Source organism: Brevundimonas sp. (genome assembly GCF_036659295.1).
Taxonomy (GTDB): domain Bacteria; phylum Pseudomonadota; class Alphaproteobacteria; order Caulobacterales; family Caulobacteraceae; genus Brevundimonas.
Map to the genome: position 1 here is coordinate 21,457 of NZ_JAVXCU010000015.1, position 25,971 is coordinate 47,427.

Sequence of the window (25,971 nt, forward strand, 5' to 3'; positions counted from 1 at the left end):
AGCTTCTCCCTGAGTTGCATGGGAGATTGAACCCTACTGGGAGAACTCTGTTCCGACACATTTTCCCGTGCCGCCCCTTCGGATCAGCGGTTTCAGCGAAACATTCTCAAAAAACGATGCAGATTTATGTCGCGATGCAGCATTTGTAACGCATTTAAAAAGTCCGTTTTTACCAAAAACCGCAATAAAAAATGCCTCAGTGATATTTTTCATTGCCACATCGAAAAATATTTGCAGAACGCCGTCCCGGAAGTCAAAGTGAGCGCATGCAAAAAGGTGGACGCTCAAACCCTGGTGGTTTCCTGATCGAAGCGCGGCGACTGGAGAAGTCGTCGGCGCAGTCGCGTGTGTTGTCGTTTGACGAGATCACACTCAAACCGACAGCCGAGAGCGGCCCCAAACAGGCCTCACGCTGCACGGACTGCGGCGTGCCGTTTTGCCAGAATGCCTGTCCGCTCCAGAACAATATTCCGGACTGGCTGGCCCTGTCTGCCGATGGCGATCTGCGCGAGGCGTGGAAGACCGCAAGCGCGACCTCGACCATGCCGGAAATCTGCGGCCGCATCTGCCCGCAGGATCGACTGTGCGAAGGCGCATGTACCTTGCAACAATCCGGCTGGGACGGTGTGACCATCGGCTCGGTCGAGGCATGGATTGCCGACAAGGCGTTCGAAAACGGCTGGGTAGAACCGATCCGCCCCTTGCTTGAGCGCGGCCAGTCGGTGGCCATTGTGGGCGCTGGCCCTGCGGGTCTGGCGGCTGCCGATCGTCTGCGCAGTGCGGGCTACAACGTCACCATCTACGACCGTCACGATCGCGCGGGCGGCCTTTTGATGTACGGCATCCCCGGCTTCAAGCTGGAAAAGCACATCGTCCAGCGCCGCATTGACCGCTTGGTCGAAGGCGGGGTCCGGTTTGTTCTGAACACCTCGGTCGGCACCGATATCAGCATGGACGCCTTACGTGCCAAGCATGATGCCGTGCTTCTGGCCATGGGGGTCTATCAGGCCCGCCGTCTCAGCATCCCCGGCTGTGGTCCCGATGATGCCCTGCCAGCGCTCGATTACCTGATCGCACAGAACAGACGTGATCTGGGCGATGCTATCAAAGCCGACACGGCCAAGGGCAAGAATGTCGTGGTCGTCGGCGGTGGCGACACCGCCATGGACTGCGTCCGCACCGCCATCCGTCAGGGCGCTGCCAGCGTTACCTGCCTCTATCGCCGTGACCGCGCCAATATGCCCGGCAGCGCCCGCGAGGTTCAAAACGCCGAAGAAGAAGGCGTCACCTTTGAATGGCTGGCCGCCCCCAAGGCGCTCATGTCCAAGGGGGAAGCCGTCAGCGCCGTTCGCGCCCAGCGCATGGCCTTAAGCGATGCGGGGCCAACGGGACGCCGCGAAATCGCGCCTGTCGCCGACAGCGATTTCGACGTCGCTGCCGATCTGGTCATCGAGGCGCTCGGCTTCGAGCCTGAAAACTTCGCAGAGCAGATGGACGCTTCGCTGGAAATCTCGCGCTGGAACACCGTTCAGGTGGCCAGAGGCGGGTTTGCCACAAGCCTTGATGGCGTGTTTGCCGCAGGGGACGCCGTGCGCGGTGCCTCCCTCGTCGTCTGGGCCGTGCGCGACGGTCAGGATGCCGCCGCCGAAATCGACCGTTACTTGCGCGCGCGTACCGAGGAAGCCGCAGCATGACCGACCAAAACAACAACTGGCTGGAACAGTATCAAGCCGCGCGCGCCAAGCTGGTCGCTGCCGGATCCTACGACCCAACCACCGAGCGCGATGCCTGCGGCGTCGGCCTCGTCTGCGCCATCGACGGCAAGCCGCGCCGCGAGGTTGTGGACATGGCTATCCAGTCGCTGAAGGCTGTGGCCCACCGTGGCGCGGTCGATGCCGATGGCCTGTCCGGCGACGGCGCAGGGATCATGATCGAAATCCCGCATGACTTCTTTGCCGCACAGGTGAAGGCCGTGGGCCAATCCTTGCGCTCCGGCCCTGTGGTCGTCGGGCAGATATTCCTGCCGCGCACAGACCTTGGTGCCCAAGACCGCGCCCGCGCCATTGTCGAGGCCGAGGCCATCCGGTCGGGCTTTTATATCTATGGCTGGCGCCAGACACCGCTGGACCTATCAGTCGTCGGCACTCGCGCCGAACAGACCCGCCCCGAGATCGAACAGATCATGCTGGCGGCTCCCGAAGCGCTGTGGAAAGCCGACGCCAATGGCGAGACGCTGGAGCGGGAACTGTATCTGTGCCGCCGCCGCATCGAGGCCGCGGTCACCAAATCGGGTCTGGGCGGCTTCTATGTTTGCTCGCTGTCGGCCCGCTCCATCGTCTATAAGGGCATGGTCCGCGCCGAGCTGCTGGGCCAACTTTATATCGACCTGAACGACCCGACGGTTGCATCCGGCTACGCCCTGTTCCACCAGCGCTATTCCACCAACACCTTCCCCGAATGGAAGCTGGCCCAACCGTTCCGCACCCTCGCCCATAATGGCGAGATCAATACCCTGCACGGCAACCTCAACTGGATGAAATCACACGAAATCCGCATGGCCGCCTCGGCCTTCGGCGATCGTGACCACGAGGTAAAGCCGGTTGTTCAGGCGGGCGGATCGGACTCGGCGGCGCTGGACAATGTGTTCGAGGTTCTGGTTCGCGCCGGTCGCCCCGCCCCTATGGCCAAGGCCCTTTTGGTGCCAGAGGCGTGGTCGTCGGACGACATGGTGATGAAGGCAGAACACCGCGCCCTCTATGCCTATTGCAACGCCGTGATGGAGCCGTGGGACGGCCCTGCTGCCCTGTGCGCCGTTGACGGTCGCTGGGTTGTTGCCGGTAAGGACCGCAACGGCCTGCGCCCCCTACGTGCGGTCGAAACCGTCGATGGCCTATTGCTGGCAGGTTCCGAAGCCGGTCTGGTGCCGCTGCCGGAAGGGCGCGTAAAGCGCCGCCTGCATATCGGCCCCGGCAAACTGATCGCCGTCGATCTGAAGACAGGCCGTGTCTATGATGAACACGAGGCCGTCGACGCATTGGCTGCCGCCCATCCCTATAAGGACTGGATCGGCAACATGGTCGATCTGGAGCCCCTAATCGGCCCAGGGCCCGAGCCACGCGCCGCCACCGGCGATGCGCTGATCCGCCGCCAGATCGCCGCCGGTTTCAGCCGCGAGGACTGTGATCTGTTGCTGGATGCGCTAGTGCGCGACGGCAAGGAAGCGCTGGGCTCGATGGGCGACGATGCGCCGCCCGCCGTGTTGTCGTCCTTGCCGCGTCCTCTGGCGCATTATTTCCGCCAGAACTTCTCTCAGGTCACCAACCCGCCCATCGATCCCTTGCGCGAAGCAGGGGCCATGAGCCTGAAAACCCGCTTCAAGAACCTTGGCAATATTCTGGCCCATGACGAGGCTCAGACCGATGTGTTCGTGCTGGACAGCCCTGTCCTGACCACCGGTATGTTTGACCGCCTGCTGGGCGTCGTGGCCGACGGCTCGACCACCGTCATTGATTGTAGCTACCCGCTACCCCTGCCGGGCACAGATGCGGGAGCCGGTCTGCGTATTGCGCTCGACCGTATTCGTGACGAAGCCGAGGCCGCTGCCCGCACCGGCTCGACCTTGATCGTCCTGACCGACGAGCATGTCTCCGAAGACCGTCTCGGCGTGCCGATGATCCTTGCGACATCGGGGGTGCATTTGCGTCTCACCGATGCGGCGCTGCGTACCTATTGCTCGATTGTGGTGCGCTCGTCCGAGACGCTGGATCCGCACGCCTTTGCCGTTCTGGTTGGTGTGGGGGCTACGGCCGTCAATCCTTGGCTGGCGCAGGAACTGTTCCAGGACCGTCTGGAGCGCGGCATCTATGGGGACCTGTCCCTGAAGGACGCTTGCCTCAACTACAAGAAGGGTATCGAGGCGGGCCTGCTCAAGGTTCTGGCGCGCAAGGGCATCTCCATCATGTCCGCCTATCGCGGCGGCTGCGAGTTCGAGATTTTGGGCCTGTCGCGGGCCTTGGCCGCCGAGTTCTTCCCCAATGCATCGTCGCGCATTTCGGGTATTGGTCTGGCCGGTCTGGAACGCGCCGCCCTGCAACGTCACACCACCGCTTTTGGCAGTGATGCCATACCGTCGCCATCTATGGGCGGCTTCTTCCGCATCCGTGCCAACGGCGAAGCCCACGGCCACGACGCCAAGACCATCCACCTGTTGCAGGACGCCACCAATCGCGGCGACTATAAGCGCTTCAAGCAGTATTCTGCCGCTGTCGCCGAGCAACCGGACCTGTCTTTGCGCGACCTGCTCGACTTCAAGGAAGGGCTAAAGCCCGTCCAGTTGCACGAGGTCGAAAGCGTCTCCGACATCCGCAAGCGCTTCCTGTCGCAGGCCATGTCGCTGGGGGCATTGTCGCCCGAAGCCCACGAGACGCTGAACATCGCCATGAACCGGATGGGCGCACGCGCCGTATCGGGTGAAGGCGGCGAAGACCCCGCGCGTTATGTCCCGCGCCCCAATGGCGACAATGCCAACTCGGCGGTCAAGCAGGTGGCGTCGGGCCGTTTCGGTGTCAACGCCGAATATCTGAACCAGTGCCGCGAAATCGAGATCAAGGTCGCACAGGGTGCCAAGCCCGGCGAGGGCGGCCAACTGCCCGGTTTCAAGGTCACAGAGTTCATCGGGCGAATGCGCCATGCTGTCCCCGGCACCACGCTCATCTCTCCGCCGCCGCACCACGACATCTATTCCATCGAGGATCTGGCCCAGCTCATCTATGATCTGAAGGCCATCAATCCCGAGGCCAAGGTTACGGTCAAACTGGTATCGGCCACCGGCATCGGCGCGATTGCATCCGGTGTCGCCAAGGCCAAGGCCGACGCCATCCTGATCGCCGGTCATAACGGCGGCACGGGTGCGTCTCCGCAAACCTCGATCAAGCATGCGGGCATGCCGTGGGAAATCGGTCTGGCCGAGGCCCATCAGGTCCTCAGCCTCAACCACCTGCGTTCCTCGGTCAGCCTGAGGGCGGATGGCGGGATGCGCACGGGCCGTGACATCGTTATCGCCGCCCTGCTGGGGGCCGAAGAGTTTGGCATCGGCACGGCGGGCCTAATCGCCATGGGCTGCCTGATCGTACGCCAGTGCCATTCGAACACCTGCCCTGTCGGCATCTGTTCGCAGGACGAACGCCTGCGGGCCAAGTTCACCGGCACGCCCGAAAAGGTGGTCAACCTGTTCACCTTCATCGCCGAGGAAGTGCGCGAAATCCTCGCCTCCATCGGTGCGCGTACCATTGACGAGATTGTCGGCCGCACCGACCTGCTGCGCCAAGTCCGTCGTGGTGGCTCACATCTGGATGATCTGGACCTCAACCCGCTGTTGATGAAGGTCGATGTCGATAAGCCCGGCCGTCTGGCCGACAAGCACCGCAAGGAAATCGACGAGAGCCTTGATGCACAGGTCCTGAAGGATGCCCAGTCCTTCCTGCAATCGGGCCAGACGCTGGAACTGTCCTATCCTCTGAAGAACACCCAGCGCACGGTCGGCGCAGGTCTGTCGTCGGCCATCGTGCGCAAATACGGTCCGCAAGGTCCGCAAGGTCGCCTGACGCTGAAGCTGGAAGGTATTGCCGGTCAAAGCTTCGGGGCCTTTGCCACTAAGGGCCTCGTGCTGGATGTGGTCGGCGAAGTGAACGACTATGTCGGCAAGGGGCTGTCCGGTGCGGATATTCGCGTCCGTCCCTATGAATGGCGCGAGAACCAGCAGGTCTGCGGCAACACCACCCTTTACGGGGCCACCTCGGGTCGTCTGTTTGTAGCGGGCGCGGCAGGTGAGCGTTTTGCCGTTCGCAACTCCGGTGCCGAGGCCGTTGTCGAGGGCTTGGGGGCTCACGGTTGCGAATATATGACCGGCGGCCGCGTGGTGGTTCTGGGCCAGACCGGCTGGAACCTTGCTGCGGGTATGAGCGGCGGCGAACTGTTCGTGTTGGACCCGGGCGGCCATGCGGCACAGGCCCTGAATGGCGATCTGGCAACGCTTGGCACCTTGAATGCCGAGGCTGCCACGCGCTTGAAAGAACTGGTCGAGGCCCATCTGACCGCTACCCGCTCCCCCTTGGCCCAGCGCCTTCTGGGGGACTGGGACAACAGCCTCAAAGCCTTCATCCGCATTGTGCCGCAAACCGTGTGCAATGCCGAACAGACGAGCAAAGTGCCGGAGCAGCGGGCCACCGCCTAGGGCCGGTTACAGCGAGCTACTGGTCATCGGATGTAAATCACGTAACATCGTCCGATGACCATCGCCCCTCGCATTGTGCGGCTGCATGTGGCCCTGTGGCTGGGACTGGCCGTCATGGCGTCAGTTCTGGCTATCGAACCCGCCAGTTGGAACTGGCCCGCGCGACTGGCCGTGGCGTGGGATAGCGGTGTCGCCGCCTTTTTGCTGCTGACCCTGTTTCGCATGACCCGCGCCCGTACCATCAGCGACATCCACGCACGCGCAAGCGAAATGGATCAGGCTGGTAGCGGCGTCCTGCCGCTCAGCCTGCTGGCGGCGGCGGCCAGCGTCTTTGTGATTGTCTATATGGCCGCATCCGGCGGCAAACCCACGGCCTTTGATGCCATATTGACCATCGCCACCATCGCCCTGTCATGGTTGTTCGTGCAGGTGATCTTTACCCTGCACTACACCCATGAGTTCTACGCTCCGGACACCTCTGGCCCAGCCACCTCTGGCCCAGATGGCACACGCGATCGCAAAGGACTGATCTTTCCGAGCGAAGAAGAAGCCAGCTATTGGGACTTCCTGCATTTCGCCCTGATTATCGGCGTGGCCAACCAGACCGCCGATGTGCAGATTTCCACGGCCCGCATGCGCCGTATTGCGACAGTACACAGCCTCCTCTCCTGGCTGTTCAACACCGTCATTCTGGCACTGGCCGTCAATCTGGCGATCAATCTACTTTAGGCGTGTTTTCGCCCCTACCCTTGACTCTTGAGCCCTTAAGCCTCATTTGCCCGCTACCGCACAGTGCGGTTTCCGTCGTGCTCCAGCGCGTGTGGGCCTTTCTTTCTCAAGAATACGCCTGTCTGTTGAGCCGTCGGTTCCTCAAGATCATACGTCGTCCGGACACGCGGGGCGGCGCCCGTTACCTGCCCGTACGATACGGGCGGACGACGCGCGCTGCTTGGCCTGACGGCTGTTAGCGTTCGTCGTTATTCGTGAAAGAACGACGTGAGCGACAACACTTTTGAATCCTTGGGCCTGAATCCCGGCCTGATGTCTGCCCTGAGGGCAGCTGGCTATGACAAGCCGACCCCGATCCAAGCCAAATCTATTCCGCACGTGATGAAGGGTGCCGACCTGCTGGGTATCGCCCAGACCGGTACCGGCAAGACTGCCGCCTTCGCACTGCCCATCCTGCACCGTCTGGCTGAAAACCGCGTTGCGCCCAAGCCGCGCACCACGCGCTGCCTGGTTCTGTCGCCGACCCGCGAACTGGCCACCCAGATCGCAGACAGCTTCAAACAATACGGCCAGCACCTCGGCTTCCGCGTTGCCGTTGTCTTCGGCGGCGTAAAGTATGGCGGCCAAGAGCGCGCCATGCAGCAGGGCCTCGACATTCTGGTAGCTGCACCGGGCCGTCTGCTGGACCATATCCAGCAAAAAACCCTCGACCTGTCCTCGACCGAAATCTTCGTCCTCGACGAAGCGGACCAGATGCTGGACCTCGGCTTCATCAAGCCGATCCGCCAAGTCGTCAGCCGCCTTCCGGCCCGTCGCCAGAACCTGTTCTTCTCGGCCACCATGCCGAACGAAATCGGTAAGCTGGCTGGCGAACTGCTGAAAGATCCGGTCAAGGTTCAAGTCACGCCGCAAGCCACGACCGTCGAGCGCATCAAACAATCGGTGATCTGGGTTGAACAAGGCCGCAAGCGCGCCCTGCTGACCGAACTGTTCTCGGACCCGTCCTATACGCGCTGCCTGGTCTTCACCAAGACCAAGCACGGTGCCGACAAGGTTGCGGCCTATCTGGAAGCTGGCGGCGTTGAAGCCGGCGCAATCCACGGCAACAAATCCCAGCCGCAACGCGAACGCGCTCTGGAAGCCTTCAAGAACGGCAAGCTGCGCGTTTTGGTCGCCACCGATATTGCGGCACGCGGTATCGATGTCGACAAGGTCACGCACGTTGTGAACTTCGAGCTGCCTTTCGTGCCGGAATCCTATGTTCACCGCATCGGCCGTACCGCCCGTGCCGGTGAAAAGGGCACCGCCATCAGCTTCGTGGCTGGCGACGAAATGAAGCTTCTGAAGGACATCGAAAAGGTGACCCGCCAGAAGATCCCGATGACCGACCGTCGCAACGACAAGGGCCTACAGGCTCTGGACGCCTCGATCATGGCTGCTGGCGTTTCGGCCAAGGCCACCCTGCCCGAGCGCGAGCCGCGCAAGGGTGACGGCGAAGGCAACCGTAACCGCAACCGTCGTCGCAACGAGCAGCGCCCGTCGGGTGGTGGTCAGCCGCACCGCATCCGCAAGGGCGGCCGTTCGGGTGAAACCGTTGAAGCGCCGAAGCGCGAATACGATCCGATGGCAGGCGAGCGTCCCAAGACCCCGCGCGAGCCTGCGGTTCGTGAACCGGCTCCGGTCGGCGAAATGAAGCGTCGCCCCCGCAGCCGCCCGAACGGCGGCGGCAATGGCGCAAAAAGCTTCAGCCGCGCTTAAGCCTCATAGATAAAAACGGGCCGCCTTCCTTCGGGATGGCGGCCTATTTTTGTTGCCCAAAGCCCAAACTAAATGTGGCCCAAACAAAAACGGCGGCCCCATCCGGAGCCGCCGTTTTCCATGTTCAATCCTGCAAAGGATTAGAACTTGATGGTGGTGCCCATCGAGAACACCAGACCCGAACCTTCGATGTCACCGCGCAGGTGCGAGGTGACCAGACCGTTATAGAAGTTACGGTCGTCGTGCATCTTCGACTCGTTCATCGCGATATAGGTCACGGCTGCATCGAAGCCGACGCCTTCGGTGACTTCGGTATTCAGGCCAACCGAGAACAGGGTGCGGTCTGCATCCGGAATACGGGCGGTACGCAGTTGATCCGTGGTCGGGGTCGGGTCGTAAGCGACGCCAGCGCGCAGGGTGGTCTTGGCGCTATAGGCATAGTCCAGACCGATCGCGCCGGTCGTGACGTCTTCGTAGTTCTGGTGGATGGTGTCACCACCGCCCGTATAGGACACGCGGATGGCGTCAAATTCCGACCAGCCGATACGGTTGATCTGGGCGTTCAGGGTCAGCTTGTCGGTGGCGGCATAGCGCACCGATGCCGAGGCGAACCAGGGCGTGTTGATTTCGGCGCTACCGGCAGAATCGACGCTGTTCGGAGCCAGCGGGCCGGTCAGGGTGGTGACGATATCGCCTTCCAGTTCGTGCTCAATGGCCGAACGGTAGGACAGACCCAGATCCCACTTACCGGTGTGGACTTGCGCGCCGACGTTCCAGCCATAGGCAAAGCCATCGCCTTCCAGCGAGGACGAACCATCAGCGAAGGTCGGAGCAAAGCCCGGCATGGCCGAGGTCAGCTTGGCCTTGACGTATTCCACGTTCACGCCAGCACCGACGTCCAGCCAGTCATTGACCTGATAGGCGGCGGTCAGACCCAGATCCGCCGAGCGCAGTTCCGAGGTACCGGCATCATAACGGGCAAACGAGTTGTCCGAATATTTGGTGGTGAAGTTGTACGGAGCGGCCACAGCCACACCAACAGCCAGACGCTCGGTCAAGGGCATGGCGATGGCGAAGTTCGGCACCAGACCGTTTTCCAGCGGCTTTTCGGTCTGGCGGGCATTCATCACCGGCACGTCGTAACGGTCACCCGTGTTCGGGTTGGTATAGGTCACGTACGAGCCATCATTGGTGGCTTCGGCATCCAGACGGATGGCGTGCAGCGACATGGTCACTTCGCGGCCCGAACGCGCGATCGAAGCAGCGTTCCACCACATGGACTCTACGCCCTTGTCAGCGGTTTCGCCCGAATTGGCGCGACCCATGCCGCGTGCCGATTGTTCCTGCAGATAGAAGGAGCCTGCGAAGGCCGGAGCGGCCACCGAAGTCATGAGGATCGCCAAGGCGCCAGCGCGGGCCATGTTCCTGGAAGTCATAGATGTCACCTATAGTTACTGGCCCATCATTACCGATGCGATGGGCCTTTGCTCGGGGAGAGAAGCAAAGGCTTATCAGGCCCGATGTTCTTGTCATCGTTTCTGCCTTTCACAGGATCGTCACACTGCGAGAAACCAGTAACGGAGTGGCGCATAAGTCGCACTTTTTTGGCCATAACTTACCTTAGGGAAGAATATTTAATCATCCATAACGTTGTTACTTAGCTTATCATGCCGCCTTAGCGTAAAGCTTGGCATTTATTAGCCTCGCCATTTCCATCATGTCCTATCCCGTCGAAAGCTGACGCGATTGCGCTTTTGTGATAGAAACACCATCTGAACTTAGAAGTTGCCGCCTTCGCACGCGGCATACCGGAATTACATTGCCCGACCCGACAGCCGCCAAGGCTCGCGAGCACGGCAAAATGCTGAAAGTCTGTCATGTACGAAACGCCCGAACTGGAAACCGACGTCCTGGTCCGTAGCCACGAGATCCGCATTCACACGCCGGAAGATTTCGAAGGCATGCGCAAGGCCGGTCGTCTGGTCGCCGAGGCGCTGGACATGATTACCGAGCACGTCAAACCGGGCGTTACCACCGGCTATCTGGATGATCTGGTGCGCCAGTTCACCCTCGACAATAATGCGATCCCTGCCTGCCTTGGCTATAAAGGCTACGAAAAGACCATCTGCACCTCGATCAACCATGTCGTCTGCCACGGCATTCCAGGTGACAAGGTTCTGAAGGAAGGCGACATCGTCAATATCGACCACACGGTCATTGTTGACGGCTGGCATGGCGATTCCAGCCGCATGTATCCGGTCGGCGAAATCAACGCCCGCACCAAGAAGCTGGTCGAAGTCACCTATGATGCGCTGGAACTGGGTCTGGCCCAGGTCAAGCCGGGCAATACCTTTGGCGATATCGGCTTTGCCATCCAGAAATTCGTCGAGGCCCAGCGCATGAGCGTGGTGCGCGATTTCTGTGGTCACGGCATCGGCCGCGTCTTCCACGACAATCCCAACGTGCTGCACTATGGCCGCCGTGGCGAAGGCGCGGTCCTGAAGCCCGGCATGTTCTTCACCATCGAGCCGATGGTGAACCTCGGCAAGCCCGGCGTGAAGGTTCTGTCCGATGGCTGGACCGCCGTGACCCGCGACAAGTCGCTGTCCTCGCAGTGCGAGCACACCATCGGTGTGACCGAAGACGGCGTCGAAATCTTCTCGGCCTCGCCCAAGAACATGTTCCGCCCCACTTTCTGACGAACGCAGTTACGTCTAGTCTCCTCTTTCGGGGGGAGACTATGACGGACAGCATACCCATAGCGGCCAAGCCCAAGGCCCATCATCTGGGCCATCGCGAGCGTCTGCGCGAACGAGCGCTGGAAGGCGGACTCTCCACCCTTCCCGACTATGAGCTGCTGGAGCTGTTCCTGTTCCGCAGCCAGCCGCAGGGCGATGTCAAACCACTAGCCAAGGCCTTGCTGGACCGTTTCGGTTCCATGTCCGGTGTGATGGCTGCCTCGCTCGAAGACATGCTGACCGTGCGGGCCACCGACATCAAAGGCCAGATGCGCGGCGTCGGCAAACAAACCGCCCTTGATCTTTGCGCCCTACAGGAAGCCGCCCGCCGTGCCGCACTGGACGAAGTGGCCAAGCGTCCGGTGATCTCGTCATGGACGGCCCTGCTGTCCTATGTGCGACTGGCCTTGCAGCACGAGCCGCGCGAACAGTTCCGCATCCTGTATCTCGACAACAAGAACCAGTTGATCCGCGATGAAATCCAAAATCGCGGCACGGTCGACCATGCGCCGGTCTATCCGCGCGAGGTCGTGCGCCGCGCCCTTGAGTTAAGTGCTAAGTCCATGATTATCGTCCACAATCATCCGTCGGGCGACCCGACCCCCAGCCGCGCCGATATCGATATGACCAAACAGGTCATAGAGGCGGCCCGCGCACTGGATATCCAGATTCACGACCACCTGATCGCCGGACGCCACGGCGTGACCAGCTTCAAACAACTAGGCCTGATGTGACCATCCTTCGTACCGAGCGCCTGACGCTGACCCCCGTCGCCCCCACCGATTTCGAAGACCTGACCCTTATGTGGGCCGAAGAAGGCGTCACCCGCTACATCTCCGGCCAGCCCATGTGCGCCGAGGATGTCTGGCTGCGTCTGCTGCGCGATATCGGCCACTGGCAGGTTCTAGGCTATGGCAACTGGGTCCTGCGCGATCACACAGAGACACTGGTGGGCAGTGTCGGCCTGTTCGATTATCGCCGCGACCTGTCGCCGCCTTTTACCGCCCCCGAAATCGGCTGGGCCATGACCTCGCCATTTCATGGCAAGGGTCTGGGACGCGAGGCGGTGTCCGCTGTGCTGGACTATGCCGATAGTGTTCTGGGGTTCGAGCGCACCGTCTGCATGATCTCCGACCCCAATACGCCTTCGATCAAATTGGCCGAGGCGGTCGGGTTTAAGCCCTATGGGCAGGGTCTACACAAAGGCTCAACCCTTGGCCTGTATGAACGTCAAAGGCCCTCGACCAACAGCGCAGGCTGACAATCTGCTCAGAGACGCCTATTGGCTATAGGACTGTACCGCTTACTGAAACGAGTTCCGCCCATGCCTATGTCTGCCGACGAACTGCGCGCGCACCTGACCGACGCCTTTCCGGACGCTGTCATTGACCTGCGTGACACCGCAGGCGACGAGGACCACTGGGTGGCGCTGGTCGTCTCCAGCGCCTTCGAGGGCATGAGCCGCGTCAACCGTGGCCGCGCGTGCAATGCCGCCCTCAAGGACAAGCTGGGCACCGTGGTCCACTCGGTCAGTTTTGATGCCAAAACCCCCGCAGAGGTTATCTGATATGCGCTATCGTCCTCTCGGAGAGGTCGGCTCTGCAGTTTCAGCAATAACACTGACACTGGATGCAGCGGTTGCTGTGTCCGGTGCCAACGGCATACGCAATCTTATTGATACGGCCGTCGAAGAAGGCGTGAACAGCTTCTTCATCGACAGCCTCGACCCCACCCTTATCCGTACGGCGGGCGAGGCCTTGCGTCAGGTTGACCGCGACCTCCTGCATATTGCCCTGACGGTTGGCCCCCTGCCCAATGGCAAACGCAATTTCACACCCGAGGGCCTGAGCGCCGTTATCGGTGCCGTCCTCAAGGCCTCGGGCCTCGTCTATATGGACACGGTTATTCTGGATGATCCGTCCGAGAGCGAACTGCCCTCACAATCGCTGAAAACCCTGCGCGCGGACGAACGCGTCAAACGTCTGGGGCTGCGCGGCAATTCGGAGGTGATGGAGGTGTATATTCATAGCGGCCGCTTTGACGTCCTCTATACGCCCAGCCACATCCAGATGGATGCCCGCCAGAGGTCCTGCCTGCGCTCGGCCCGCGAGCAGCAGATGATCGTGTTCTCGACCGACTACTTCCCCAAGTCCCTGCTGGTGGCTCCTAAACGCCCTGTCGTTGCCGAGGCGCAAAAAGGCCTGTTCGGCATGGGCCGCAAAAAGCCGGTCGTCGAAGACGTGCCCAACCCGTTTGCCTTCCTGTATTCCACACCGGGCTGGGAAGCCGAAGACCTGTGTCTGGCACACGCCCTGCTGGACCCGTCTCTGGCCGGAGTGGTGGTGCACGCCCCCAATATCGAGCGCCTGAAACGCCTTGCCAAGGCCTGCGAGCGCGACATGCCGGTCAGCCTGCCCGCCCAGCTGGAAATGGCCCGCGTCACGTCTTCACGCGCCGCCTGAGCCCGCTCCTTAAAATTTAGCCACCCAGTGCCACAAAGGCCCCGTTGGCAAAGCTCGGCTTGCCGTACAGCAGGCCTTGGCCATCCGGCGTAATGATGCGGCCTCCTGCGGCCTGCAAGACTGCGTGACCGGCCGCGATATCCCATTCGGAGGTCGGGCCGGTGCGCGGATAGGCATCAAACCGGCCCTCGGCAATCAGACAAAGTTTCAGCGATGAATCCAGCGCCTGCCATTGCGTACAGCCATGGCGACGGATCAGGCGCTCGGCCTCTTCGTCGCTGAGGCTATGGCTGACCAGAGCCACCGGCTCGGCAGGGCGTTCGCGCACATGGATAGGGTGCCAGCTCTCGTCCTTCTGGCGACGAAAAGCCCCGCCCTCCGCAGGTCCGCTGCGCCACGAGGTGTGCGTCGCCGGTGCCACCACTGCGCCCCCCACCACATGATGATCGTGTATGAGGGCAATATTGACGCTGAAGGCCTCGCGGCCCTGCACAAAGCCACGCGTGCCATCCAGCGGATCAATCAGCCAGAACCAGCCGTCGCATCCAGCGGGCAGGCCGCTATCACTGGACTGTTCCTCGGCCACGGTCTGCACCCCAGGCCACTCGGCCGCAAGACGCTCTAAAATCAGTCGCTCGGCCGCACGGTCGGCCTCGGTGACAGGGCTGTTATCGGCCTTGTGTTCGGCCACCACACCCTGTTGCCAAAAGCCGCGAATGACCTCGGCGGCCTCTTCGGCGATCTCGGCAATGACGACAGCCAGACGGCCCGAGACAAGGTCCGCCTCAAGGCGTTCAAGTGTTTCGGGCGAGGCAGGAGACATGGGGGGACCTGACGTGCTGGACATGGTTTTGTGCAGATACTCCAATCCAGCAGTTTAACGAACCGGCAAATCAGGTCAGGGATTGATTAACCTTCATTAACTACGTTTTTGGATCCTCGTTTTCAGGATCGGGACACGCATGTCTTTTCTGACCGATACCGCCGCCCGTACCTCTGGCCACTCTGGCGAAGAGCAACCTGCTCTGCCGCAAGGTGCCGAGCTGACCGCTCTGGTCGCCGCCAAGCTGTGCCATGACTTCATCAGTCCGTCCGGGGCCGTAATGTCGGGGCTGGACCTGCTGGATGATCCGACCGCACAGGATATGCGCGACGACGCCATGGGCCTCATCCGTCAAAGCGCGCGTAAAATGATCTCGCTGGTCAATTTCTCCCGTGTGGCCTTTGGTAGTTCATCCAGTGCCGAGCGCTTTTCCAGCACCGAGATTCACAATCTGGTGCTGGGGCTGACCGACGGCGGACGCGCCCAGATTGACTGGCGCATTCCCGAAATGTCCCTGTCAAAGCCCCATGCGCGGGCCTTGCTGAATCTGGCCTATCTGACCCACAGCGCCCTTGCGCTGGGCGGCACCGCCACCATCACCGCGCGTCAGGAAGACAATGGCCTTACCCTTGCCGGTCAGGCGCAAGGCAACCGTGCCCGCCTCAAGCCCGAGGCTCTGGCCGGCCTTAGGGGCCAGCCCCTGTCCGAGGGTCTGCACGGGCAGTGGATTCAGCCCTACTGGCTGTGGCTGACTATATCGGAAATCGGTGGACGACTGGACACAGTTGTCGAGGAACAATGTATATCCTTGTTAGCACGACTACCAAATCACGTTGAAATTTGACACGATCGGGGCCAATACGTCCATTGTGAAGCTTCTCTTGCCGGAAGTTGATGGAGAGATGTCCCCTGCCGAAGCCTCTGTGCCTTATTGTTGATGACAGCCGGATCATCCGAAAAGTCGCCCGTCGCATTGTCGAGGGACTGGGCTTTGACGTGACCGAAGCCTGTGACGGCATAGACGGGCTGGAGCAATGTCTGCAGGCGATGCCGAACCTGGTGCTGCTGGACTGGCGCATGCCGACAATGGACGGCATGGATTTTCTGGCACGCCTCAAGGAAATTAGCGAAGATCGCATGCCCAAGGTGCTGTTCTGCAGCATGGAAAGCGATCCGCGCCGCATCGCCGAAGCCTTGGCGGCGGGGGCCGACGACTATGTGATGAAGCCGTTCGACGGCGATATCCTTGAATCCAAGATCGACGAAGTCGGTGCCCTGAAAACGTGGGCGGCATGACCCCCGAAGATTTCGACCGGCTGCAAGCCCTGATGGCCAGTCGCGCCGGTTTTGCGCTGTCGCCCGACCGTATGCAGTTGGCCGAGCACCGGCTGGGCCCGATCGCCCGCCGCGAAGGCTTTCATAATGTCGAAGCCCTGCTGAATACGCTTTGGTCACGCCCGATCGGCTCGCTGGGCTGGAGCGTGATCGAAACCCTGCTGAATACCGAGACATGGTTCCGCCGCGACCGTCATGTCTTTGACCTGTATGCACGCGAGTTGCTGCCCGCGCTGGCTCAGGCCCGTCAGGGGCGTCCGGTTCGCATCTGGGTGGCCGGTGGCAGCTCTGGTCAGGAAGCCTTTAGTCTGGCCATGGCGGCACTCGATCAGGGTTTAAGCGTCGATATCCTCTGTACCGACCTGTCGCGCCGCAGTCTGGAAAAAGCCGGACGCGCCATCTATTCCGGCTTTGAAATCCAGCGCGGCCTGCCCGCCCGCGCCATGCTGCGTTATTTCGATCCGGTCGAGGACCAGTGGCAGGCCCGCCCGGCCCTGCGCCAGATCGTGCAATTCGAAAGGGCCAATCTGCTGGCCCCCCTGCCCCATGATCTGGTCGGCAAGGACCCGTTCGATCTGGTATTCTGTCGCTATGTGCTGGGCGATATGCTGCCTGAGGCCCGCCTCAAAACTCTGGAGCATCTGCACGGCCCGCTGGCTGATGACGGCTGTCTGTTTCTCGGGGCCGACGAAAAGATCGACAGCAAGGCGTTTCGACAGGTTGCAGGCCGCGACGGTCTGTTCGTCAAGGGTTCAGGCCGCAACCAGCGCGCGGCCTGACAAGCACCTGAGAACTGGCCTATCCCAGCAGGGCTTTGCGGGCGACCGCCTTTACCCCGTCGGTCGGCACATCCACAAAGACCAGATCTGTGGTGCCGAAATATTTGGACTGGTTGCGCGCGCACCAGTCGCTGGTCACCAGTTTGAGGCGCGATCCAGCCCGCACACCGCCTGTGCGCTCGGCCGCATAGAGGAAGTCGCCGGTCATGTCGTAGATCGACATCGGACGATCCTGATTGCAGACCTTCAGCACCGCTTCCATGCGCGAGGCCTCGATCTCGGCAACCTGAAGCCGCCCGTCAAAGCGTACGACCTCGTCAAAGTGGAACTGGTCCACATCGCCCGCCTTCAGGCCGGTCCCCAGCGTGGTGTGGCCGATAAAACCCCAGTCGGCATCGACCGCATCGGCAAAGCCACGGCTGACATTACGGCCCGTCTCGCCCAGCGTTTGCGCCTGCGGGTTATGGCCCAGCACAGCGCGCTCAACCGGCGTCAGATGCGCCGCCAGCGTGGCTGCGATCAGACGCGCCATCACAGGATCACCGGCCGCCGTACCCGAAACCTCGCGGTTGGCCGTCGTTACAACACCATCGGCCCCGTACTCGCCCACGGCATAGGTTTCGCCCCAGCGTCCACAATGGACATAGCCGGTGGCCCCTTCCTGATGGGTGAACAGTAGATGGTTATGGCCGCCGATCATCAGCGCACCTTGCGGCAGCAGCGGCAAATACTGGCGCTCGTCCACCACGCCCACATGGCTGAGCACCAGCTTCAGGCCATCACCCGCCAGCATGGACGGGAAGTTGGCGCGCGCCCACTCGACCGGATCGGGAATGGTCAGCCATTCGCGGCTTTCCGCCGGATAGGAATTCAAGGACGGCGTACCCAGACCGACAATCCGCAGGGTTTCATCCCCCAGCGATAACTGCGCCGTCGATGGCGCATAGGGTTGGCCGGTACGCTTGTCGATCAGGTTGCTGACCACCGTCAGGCCAAGGCTGCGCATACGCGCGACCACCGGATGCAGGTCATGCACCAGATCGTTGTCATGGTTGCCGAGATTGAAAACGGTCGGCGCAATCTTGGGTAGCTCGGCCATGAAAGCCCAGTCGATCGCCCCTTCGGAACGCACCGAGACCACATTGCCTTTTTCAAAGCTGTCGCCGTTGACGACGATCAGATGCGGCGCATCACTGGAGGCCACCTCGGCACGGAACGCGGCCAAAAGCTGGGCGATGCGGCCATAGGATGAATGCAGGTCCGAAATCGCCAGAACCCGAAGCTTGGGCCTCGACTGAGCAACCGGACTGTGCGCGCACCCGGCCACAGCGCCCGCCAAAGGCAGGCAAGCAGCCCACTGGAGAAGGTGGCGACGCGAAATAAAAGACTGTGACATGTAAGTCGACCCTGATGACAACCATCCGCCCTTAACATGTGCAGGACGCAGGCTTCGCAAAGGGCTGATGTAAAAAGGCACACAATGTGTTGGAACTGCGGCAATCGGGCGCAGCAAGGGCGATATCCGTCTGTAGGGCTCAGGTTTTGCCCGACTGTGGCCATGTCATAAAAGGTTCACCGCTCGACGGTCTTTCGAGCTTGGCTTGAGCCGCGTCCACCCTCTAGACCCCCGCCCATCATTCCTAGGGGATATAGAAATGAAGCGTATTGCCGCCCTCGCCGTTTCGGCCAGCACCCTCGCCCTGCTGGTTGCCGCTCCGGCCTTTGCTCAGACTGTCGAAGAAACCGCCTCGGTCGGCGATATCGTCGTCACCGCCCAGCGCCGCAGCGAGAGCATCCGTGACGTGCCGTTCGCCGTCACGGCCATGAACACCGAGACGCTGGCGGCTGTGAACGCCGGCGGTGCCGACATTCTGGCTCTGGCCGGTCGCGTACCCAGCCTGAACGTCGAAAGCTCGAACGGCCGTTACGCGCCGCGCTTCTATATCCGTGGCTTCGGCAACGTCGATTTCGACTTCACCGCCTCGCAGCCGGTTTCGGTTGTGATGGACGAAGTCGTCCTCGAAAGCGTCTACCTGAAGGGCTTCCCGCTGTTCGACGTCAAACAGATGGAAGTTCTGCGCGGTCCGCAAGGCACCCTGTTCGGCCGCAACACCCCCGCTGGCGTCGTCAAGATCGACACCACCAAGCCGGGCGACATGTTCGAAGGCTTTGGCTCGCTGTCGATGGGTAACTACGGTTCGGTCCGCGCCGAGAGCGGCGTGACCCTGCCGCTGAACGACACTCTGTCGCTGCGCGTCGCCGGTCTGTGGAACCACCGCGATGACTGGGTCAACAACGCCTATGATGCCAGCTTTGCCAATCCGGACGGCAAGGAACTGGGCAATTTCGAAGACCGCGCCATCCGTGGCCACCTGTCGTGGACCCCGACCGAGCGTCTGTCGGTTCTGGCGACACTGCAAGCGCGTGACTATGCCGGTACCGGCACGCTGAACCGCGCCAACGCCCTGACCAAGGGTTCGAACAAGCTGAACGACAACTACGACCGCGACACCGTCTATTACGATGGCGGCCGTAACAATTTCCAGAAGCAGGACACCACCTCGCAGTCGCTGCAAGTGGCCTATGACTTCGGCAACATGACCCTGACGGGTGTTGTCGGCTCCTATCAGGGCCAGTCGATGGGCGATGGCGATATCGACGGCGGTGTCTCGTTCACCGCACCGGTCGGTGCCGGCTATGCCACCCCGTTCCGCGTTGAAAGCGGCACCGATAATTCGGATCTGGTCCAGAACACCTACGAGCTGCGTCTGGCTTCGAACGGTGGCGACCGTCTCGACTGGCAGGTCGGTGCCTTCTACTTCCAGGACCGTTTTAACCTGGTGTCCAACACCTATAACGGCGTAGGCGGCCTGTCGCCGGACAAGCAAACCGACATCATCCAGAAGTCGGATTCCTGGTCGGTGTTCGGTCAGGCCAACTATCAGCTGACGGATGCCCTGAAAGTCACCGGTGGCCTGCGCTACACCGAAGACAACCGCGACTATCGCGGCGACATCACCATTGACGTGAAAAACCCCGCCAATGTCCTGCTGCCGACCAGCACCGTCTCGGTTGGCGACGAACAGGTCTCGTGGGACATCAGTGCCCTGTACGAAGTGAACAGCGACTGGAACGTTTTCGCCCGTATCGCCAATGGCTATCGCGGCCCGTCGATCCAAGGCCGCAGCCTGCCGATCCTCACCACCGCTGACAGCGAAACCGTCATGTCCTACGAAGCCGGCTTCAAAGCCCGCCTGTGGGATGGTCGCGCCCGCCTGAACGGTACCGCCTACTTCTATGAAGTGGACGACATGCAGTTTACCGCCATCGGTGGCGACAACAACTCGAACCGCCTGCTGAACGCCAACCAAGGTGTCGGCAAGGGTATCGAGATCGACGGTGATGTCTATCTGGGTGCAGGCTTCACCTTCGCCGGTGGCTTTGCCTGGAACGACACCGAGATCAAGGACAACGGCCTGAGCGTGCCTCTGTGCACCGGCGGCTGCACCATCACCGATCCGCTCGTCAATGTCGGTGGCACCAACCGCGCCAGCATCAACGGCAACCCGTTCCCGATGGCTCCGGAATATTCGGCCAACTTCGTGCTGTCCTATGTGAAGTCCATTGGCAACGATCAGGAACTGTTCGCTGCGACCGACTGGGTCATGCAGAAGAACACCAACATCTTCCTGTATGAATCCAAGGAATTCATGCTGGGCACCCAGTTTGAAGGCGGCCTGCGTGCAGGCTGGCGTCATCTGGGCCGCGATGTGGAAGTGGCCGGTTATGTTCGCAACATCACCGATGAGGACAACATCCTCGGCGCGATCGACTTCAACAACCTGACCGTCTTCGTCAACGATCCGCGCATGTACGGCATCGAAGTCTCCAAGCGCTTCTGATCCCATAAGATCTAAAGTCTGATGCGTCTTGAGGGCGGTTCCGGCAAGGCTGGAACCGCCCTCTTGCTATCTGCAGAACATTGATAGCCAATACGCGCTTCGATCCATGGAGGGATGGATGCGGTTATCAGCCTTGCTCGGTACACTGGCCCTGATGTTCGCCCTGGCGGTACTCAGCCTGCAGACGCCACGACCGCGTCCGCTGGATGCTCCCGCCGACCAGTTTTCGGCCACCCGCGCCATGGTGGATGTGCGCGAGATCGCCCGTGCCCCGCACCCGTTGGGCTCTGCAGAACACCGGCGCGTGCGGCAACACCTTTCCAGCCGCCTGACCGAACTAGGCTTTAGTGTTTCCGAACAGACCGGCTCCCTGACGGTCGGTGCCGTCCAGCGCCTGCAAAAAGAAGGCGGCACGCCCGAGGCTGCCGGTTTTCAGGCCGTCAATCTGGTCGCGGTCCGCAAGGGCACCCAGTCCGGCCTGCCACCCATCCTCCTGATGGCCCACTATGATACCAGCGTGCACTCCCCCGGTGCCGCCGATGACAGCACAGGCATAGCCGCCATTCTGGAAGCCGCCCGCGCTCTGCAAGCCCGCAAGGACACGCAACGCGATCTGATCGTACTGTTCACCGATGCCGAGGAAATCGGGCTGGAAGGGGCGCGTATCTTCTTCGAGGAACACGCTCTGGCCCCCACAATCGGCTTCATCATCAATCTGGAAGCCCGAGGCGGCGGCGGTCGCGCCACCATGTTCGAAACAGGACGCGGTGACGGCCCGACCATCAAGGCCTTTGCACCTCTGGCATGGTCTGCCGATGGCGGCATCGACACCACATCGCTGGCCAGCTTCATGTATGAGCGCATGCCCAACGGGACCGACTTTACCATCCCGCGCAATCAGGGCGCACAGGGCATCAACATCGCCTTTGTCGGCCGCGCCCGCCAATATCACACCGCAGAATCCACGCCTGAAAATCTGGATCAGGGGTCGCTCCAGCACATCGGCTCCCAAACTCTGGAAATGGCCAGCCGCATGATGCAGGCACAGGCCATCCCGCCCAAGGGCGACAACCGCGCCTATGCGGATGTGTTTGGCCGTATCGTCATCCATCTGCCGCTGTGGGGAAACTGGATAGTCCTAGTGCTGTCGGCCGCCGGTCTGGCCTTCAGTGTCTGGCGCGCGCGCGCTGTGACCCGTCTTGGTCCCAAACAGATTTTGCAAGGTGCGCTGGACGGGGTCTGGTTCATCAGCGCCAGCCTGATCCTGTGTCAGGGATTGCGTCTTCTGGCCGTGCCGGTTGAGACCTCGGGCCAGTATTATATCCTGCTGCGCCGTCTGCCATGGATGGAGGCCTCGGCGGCTCTGGCGGTACTGGCACTGGCCTTTATCCTGATGTCGGGGGCCCGCGCGCAATATCGCCGCCTGCTGGGGTACGGGCTGGCGGCCATTACCGTGCTGGTCAATCTGGTCGATGGCGTACAGCCGGTTCTGATCGGTGCCGGCACACTCGCCGCTGTGCTTTCCCTGTGGCCCGGTGCGGCATCGCGCACGCAGTGGGGCGGCTGGATCGGCAGTGTTATTCTGGCCTTCGCATTAGGGATCGCCTTGCAGATCATGGCCCCGCAAGCGGCCCTGATCTTTGTATGGCCGGTGCTTTTGGCCGTTATTGCCATGTGCGTTACAGCCGCCATTTCGCCGTCACTCAGCGAAATGCGCGGCCTGCTGGCCCCCGCTATCGCCACCATTATCGGCGGCGCATGGTTGATGGGTTACGGGCATCTGGTGTTTCTGGGCATAGGCATCAGCCTGCCCGGTGCGCTGGGGATCATCGGTTTTCTGGTGCTGCTGTTTGTGCGGCCCTTGGTTCCCGCGCGCGACGACTATTGGCTGACCATATTGGCCGTGGTGTTTCTTTTGGCCTCGGTCGCCATCGGCGCAGGCTCGCGTCTGGCCGAACCGTCAAAGGCAACCGCCATGGCCGAAAAGGCGACGCGCTTAAGCTTACAGTAGTATGGTTATGCCAATGAGGCGGCATGAAGCTGATCCACGCCCTCCAAGACAATAACAATCCCGACTCTCTGGTGTCGCGTTTTCGCCGTGCGCGCAGCAAGCGGATCGTGTCGCTGATCGAGACCATCCACGCCGAAAAGGGCGAGGTCCGCATCATCGATCTGGGGGGCGAAGCCAGCTACTGGCACCTGTTCGACGTCGATTTCCTGAAGGCGTCCAATGTCCACATCACCCTCGTCAATCCGGGCGGCGTGGACGATGTGTGGGACGATGCCCTGTTCACCGTCATCGATGGCGATGCCACCCACCTGCCGCAATATGCCGACAACAGCTTCGATCTGGTCCATTCCAACTCGGTCATCGAGCATGTTGGCGACTGGGTCAGGATGGAGGCCTTCGCACACGAATGCCGCCGTCTGGCCCCGCGCTATTACGTCCAGACACCCTATTTCTGGTTTCCGGTCGAACCGCATTTCTCCAGCCTGTTCTTCCACTGGAAGAGCGAACAGAGCCGCGCTCGCGCCCTGATGAAACGCGGCCACGGCTTCTCGCAAAAGGCCGCCGATGTCGGGGCCGCTATGCGTGATGTCCAGCATGCCCGCCTGCTGGACAAGACCCAGTTCCGCTTCCTGTATCCCGATGCCGCCCACCATGACGAAAAGGTCGGCCCGCTGACCAAGTCCCTGATCGCCATTCGTTCATAGGCTCTTGGGCGCGCATAAGCCCTCTGGCGAAGGCGCGCGGACAGGTTTATCGCAAAGACCATGTCCAACACCGTTCTCGTCACAGGTTCCGCCGGTTTTATCGGCTTTCACACCGCACAGCGCCTGTTGGCGCGCGGCGAGACGGTCATCGGTCTGGACAATCTGAACGCCTATTATGATCCGGCGCTGAAACAGGCGCGGCTGGATCAGCTTTTGTCGCATCCGAACTATCGCCACCACACGCTGGACCTTGCCGACCGCGAGGGCGTGGCGGGGCTGTTTGCCTCTGAAAAACCCACGCGCGTCGTCCATCTGGGCGCACAGGCGGGCGTTCGCTACAGCCTTGAAGCGCCCGAAACCTATGTGGATTCCAATGTGGTCGGCTTCCTGTCGATCCTTGAGGGCGCACGCGCAACAGGCTGCCAGCATCTGGTCTATGCTTCGACCAGCTCGGCCTATGGTGCCAACGGCAAGCTACCCTTTAGTGTCCATGACGGGGCCAGCCACCCGCTGACCCTCTATGCGGCGACCAAGCTGGCCAATGAGGCCATGGCCCATTCCTATGCGCATCTGTTCGGTATTCCGACGACGGGGCTTCGCTTCTTTACCGTCTATGGACCGTGGGGCAGGCCGGACATGGCGCTGTTCAAATTCACCCGCGCTATCCTCAAGAACGAACCGATCGACGTCTATGGCGAAGGGCGGATGAGTCGCGACTTTACCTATGTGGACGATATCGTCACCGGCATCATCGCCGCGCTGGATCAACCTGCCAGCAACAATCGCGACTGGAACCCGACACTGCCCGATCCGGCCACCAGCGGCGTGGCCCCGTGGCGCATCCTCAATCTGGGAGCCGGACAGCCTGTGCCGCTGATGCGCTATATTCAGGTCATCGAGGACAAGCTGGGTCGCAAGGCCCAACTGAACCTGATGCCCATGCAGGATGGCGATGTCGTCAATACCGAGGCCGATGTGTCCGATACCCTGAACGCCATCGGCTATGCCCCCTCGACGCCGGTCGAAGAGGGGGTTGGCCATTTTGTCGACTGGTACTGCAACTTCTACCGCGAGAACTGATCAGCCCCCGTCGGTCCAGGCGGTCTTGTACAGATCAAACCTACGGTCACGCAGATTGGTCACCGTGCCCTGTGCCCGCGCCCATGACAGGTCCGACAAATCCAGATCGGCCACCGTCACGGTTTCCACATTCTCGGTCGCCTCGGCGGCCACACCATCGCGCGCAAACGGAAAATCGCACGGCGTCAGAATACAGGACTGGGCATACTGGATGTCCATATTCTCGACATTGGGCAGGTTGCCGACATTACCCGCCAGCACGACATAGCACTGGTTCTCGATCGCCCGCGCCTGACCGCAATATCGCACCCGCAGATAGCCCTGACGGTTGTCGGTACAGAACGGCACAAACAGGATGCGCGCGCCCTCGTCCACCATACGGCGCGCCACTTCGGGGAACTCTGAATCATAACAGATCATCACCCCGATCGGGCCACAGTCGGTAGGGATGGCATGGACGCGCTCGCCGCCCTTGATGTTCCACCAGTGGCGTTCATTGGGGGTCGGATGGATCTTTTCCTGCTCGTGGACCGAGCCATCGCGCAAGAACACATAGGCCACGTTCTGGATGTCACCATCCTCGGTGCGGGTCGGGTGCGAGCCACCGATAATGTTGACATTATAGCTAACCGCCAGCTTGCGCATTGCCTCGACAAAGCGCGGCGTATAGCGGGTCAGAGCCTCGATGGATTCCGCTGGTGTCAGCTTCCTGTGTTCCAGCGACAAAAGCTGCAACGTGAACAGTTCGGGGAAGATCACGAAATCGGCGCGATAGTCCGACACCACATCGGTGAAATATTCGACATTGGCGATGAACTCGTCAAAGCTTTCGACCTTGCGCATCTGCAACTGGACCGTCGCCACGCGCACCGTCTCCTTGGTGGCAAAGGCGGCCCCCTTACCGGTGTCTTCGAGGAAATAGGGGTTGCGCCACACCATATGGGTGGCATGGCCCAGTGACTGCTTGTCGGTCGGCAAATAGCCCTTCAGCACGCCCACCGGCTCGAAACCCGAACGCATGTGGAAGGCAATGACCGGATCATTGAACTTGCGGTCCAGCACCGCCTGCAAATAGGTTTCCGGATCACGCAGGTCTGCACGGCGGCGATAGATACCCGGCATCCGCCCGCCAAAGATAATGCCCTTCAGGTTCTGGGCTTCGACCAGATCGCGGCGTGCATCATAAAGGCGCTGGCCGATCCGCAGACGCCGGCGTGTCGGGTCCACACAGACCTCCATGCCATATAGCCACGCCCCATGCGGATCATGGCGCGAAGCATAGCCGCCGCCGGTGATTTGTTCCCAGCTATGGGCCGACAGGGCCGCCGCCTCGTCGATGCGGAAACTGGCGGCATAGCCGACGATCTCGCCATCATATTCGACGACAAACTGACCATCCGGATAGGTGGCGATCTGTC

At 61.3% G+C, this 25,971-nt stretch carries 20 protein-coding genes; 16 read left to right on the top strand and 4 right to left on the bottom strand.

The features are described 5' to 3' along the window. The first annotated feature begins 266 nt into the window (after window positions 1–266). The 4 genes from RSB01_RS04770 to RSB01_RS04785 all read left to right on the top strand — a co-directional run bounded on the left by RSB01_RS04770 (window position 267) and on the right by RSB01_RS04785 (window position 8,719). A complete protein-coding gene (locus RSB01_RS04770; protein WP_332619579.1) occupies window positions 267–1,694 on the top strand; it encodes an NAD(P)-dependent oxidoreductase in 1,428 nt (475 codons plus the stop codon). Next, the gene (gene gltB, locus RSB01_RS04775; protein WP_332590393.1) at window positions 1,691–6,232 is read left to right on the top strand and encodes a glutamate synthase large subunit; all 4,542 of its coding nucleotides are present in this window, start codon (window positions 1,691–1,693) and stop codon (window positions 6,230–6,232) included. The genes RSB01_RS04770 and gltB overlap by 4 nt, the downstream gene beginning before the upstream one ends. 54 nt (window positions 6,233–6,286) lie before the next feature. Then, the gene (locus tag RSB01_RS04780) at window positions 6,287–6,961 is read left to right on the top strand and encodes a DUF1345 domain-containing protein (RefSeq protein WP_332590394.1); all 675 of its coding nucleotides are present in this window, start codon (window positions 6,287–6,289) and stop codon (window positions 6,959–6,961) included. A 312-nt stretch (window positions 6,962–7,273) separates the two neighbouring features. Then, window positions 7,274–8,719 carry a DEAD/DEAH box helicase gene (locus RSB01_RS04785; protein WP_332590405.1) on the top strand — a complete coding sequence of 482 codons (1,446 nt, stop codon included), beginning with the start codon at window positions 7,274–7,276 and terminating at the stop codon, window positions 8,717–8,719. A 140-nt stretch (window positions 8,720–8,859) separates the two neighbouring features. Here the strand turns inward: RSB01_RS04785 and RSB01_RS04790 are convergent, their stop codons facing one another. Next, complete coding sequence (locus RSB01_RS04790) at window positions 8,860–10,155, bottom strand: outer membrane protein transport protein (RefSeq protein ID WP_332625120.1); 1,296 nt, start codon at window positions 10,153–10,155, stop codon at window positions 8,860–8,862. Between the two features lie 441 nt (window positions 10,156–10,596). On the opposite strand from RSB01_RS04790, the gene map reads away from it, so the two are divergent. From map to RSB01_RS04815, 5 genes are all read left to right on the top strand, one after another. Beyond that, the gene (gene map / locus RSB01_RS04795; protein ID WP_332590396.1) at window positions 10,597–11,418 is read left to right on the top strand and encodes a type I methionyl aminopeptidase; all 822 of its coding nucleotides are present in this window, start codon (window positions 10,597–10,599) and stop codon (window positions 11,416–11,418) included. Window positions 11,419–11,459: 41 nt separating this feature from the next. Further along, window positions 11,460–12,191 (top strand): DNA repair protein RadC, encoded by a 732-nt coding sequence (gene radC, locus RSB01_RS04800; RefSeq protein ID WP_332590397.1) that lies wholly within the window; start codon window positions 11,460–11,462, stop codon window positions 12,189–12,191. After that, a complete protein-coding gene (locus tag RSB01_RS04805; protein WP_332590398.1) occupies window positions 12,188–12,718 on the top strand; it encodes a GNAT family N-acetyltransferase in 531 nt (176 codons plus the stop codon). Before radC ends, RSB01_RS04805 begins: the two co-directional genes overlap by 4 nt. 63 nt (window positions 12,719–12,781) lie before the next feature. Further along, window positions 12,782–13,024, top strand: a complete 243-nt coding sequence (locus RSB01_RS04810; protein ID WP_332590399.1) for a BolA/IbaG family iron-sulfur metabolism protein — start codon at window positions 12,782–12,784, stop codon at window positions 13,022–13,024. Between the two features lies 1 nt (window position 13,025). Further along, the gene (locus tag RSB01_RS04815; protein ID WP_332590400.1) at window positions 13,026–13,919 is read left to right on the top strand and encodes an oxidoreductase; all 894 of its coding nucleotides are present in this window, start codon (window positions 13,026–13,028) and stop codon (window positions 13,917–13,919) included. A gap of 16 nt (window positions 13,920–13,935) precedes the next feature. Here the strand turns inward: RSB01_RS04815 and cysQ are convergent, their stop codons facing one another. After that, the gene (gene cysQ, locus RSB01_RS04820; RefSeq protein WP_332590401.1) at window positions 13,936–14,742 is read right to left on the bottom strand and encodes a 3'(2'),5'-bisphosphate nucleotidase CysQ; all 807 of its coding nucleotides are present in this window, start codon (window positions 14,740–14,742) and stop codon (window positions 13,936–13,938) included. Between the two features lie 139 nt (window positions 14,743–14,881). Between cysQ and RSB01_RS04825 the strand changes: the two genes are divergently transcribed. The 3 genes from RSB01_RS04825 to RSB01_RS04835 are packed head-to-tail and all read left to right on the top strand — an operon-like array spanning window position 14,882 to window position 16,856. Beyond that, window positions 14,882–15,586, top strand: a complete 705-nt coding sequence (locus RSB01_RS04825; protein ID WP_332590402.1) for a histidine phosphotransferase family protein — start codon at window positions 14,882–14,884, stop codon at window positions 15,584–15,586. Between the two features lie 50 nt (window positions 15,587–15,636). Further along, a complete protein-coding gene (locus RSB01_RS04830) occupies window positions 15,637–16,038 on the top strand; it encodes a response regulator (protein ID WP_332590403.1) in 402 nt (133 codons plus the stop codon). Continuing rightward, window positions 16,035–16,856, top strand: a complete 822-nt coding sequence (locus tag RSB01_RS04835; protein WP_332619642.1) for a protein-glutamate O-methyltransferase CheR — start codon at window positions 16,035–16,037, stop codon at window positions 16,854–16,856. The genes RSB01_RS04830 and RSB01_RS04835 overlap by 4 nt, the downstream gene beginning before the upstream one ends. Window positions 16,857–16,875: 19 nt before the next feature. Here RSB01_RS04835 and RSB01_RS04840 read toward each other — a convergent pair whose 3' ends face one another. Next, window positions 16,876–18,252, bottom strand: coding sequence for a metallophosphoesterase (locus tag RSB01_RS04840; RefSeq protein WP_332619641.1), 1,377 nt, complete (start codon window positions 18,250–18,252; stop codon window positions 16,876–16,878). A 259-nt stretch (window positions 18,253–18,511) separates the two neighbouring features. Here RSB01_RS04840 and RSB01_RS04845 point away from each other — a divergent pair, with 259 nt between their 5' ends. From RSB01_RS04845 to RSB01_RS04860, 4 genes are all read left to right on the top strand, one after another. After that, entirely contained in the window at window positions 18,512–20,758 is a 2,247-nt protein-coding gene (locus RSB01_RS04845) for a TonB-dependent receptor (RefSeq protein WP_332619640.1), read from the top strand. A 118-nt stretch (window positions 20,759–20,876) separates the two neighbouring features. After that, a complete protein-coding gene (locus tag RSB01_RS04850; RefSeq protein WP_332619639.1) occupies window positions 20,877–22,769 on the top strand; it encodes a M20/M25/M40 family metallo-hydrolase in 1,893 nt (630 codons plus the stop codon). Between the two features lie 23 nt (window positions 22,770–22,792). Then, window positions 22,793–23,473, top strand: a complete 681-nt coding sequence (locus tag RSB01_RS04855) for a methyltransferase domain-containing protein (RefSeq protein WP_332590116.1) — start codon at window positions 22,793–22,795, stop codon at window positions 23,471–23,473. A 60-nt stretch (window positions 23,474–23,533) separates the two neighbouring features. Next, window positions 23,534–24,553: an NAD-dependent epimerase gene (locus RSB01_RS04860; protein ID WP_332590115.1), complete on the top strand. Its 1,020-nt coding sequence runs from the start codon at window positions 23,534–23,536 to the stop codon at window positions 24,551–24,553. Here RSB01_RS04860 and RSB01_RS04865 read toward each other — a convergent pair. Further along, on the bottom strand, window positions 24,554–25,971 hold a 1,418-nt coding region (locus RSB01_RS04865), incomplete at its 5' end, for a bifunctional GNAT family N-acetyltransferase/carbon-nitrogen hydrolase family protein (RefSeq protein ID WP_332625121.1).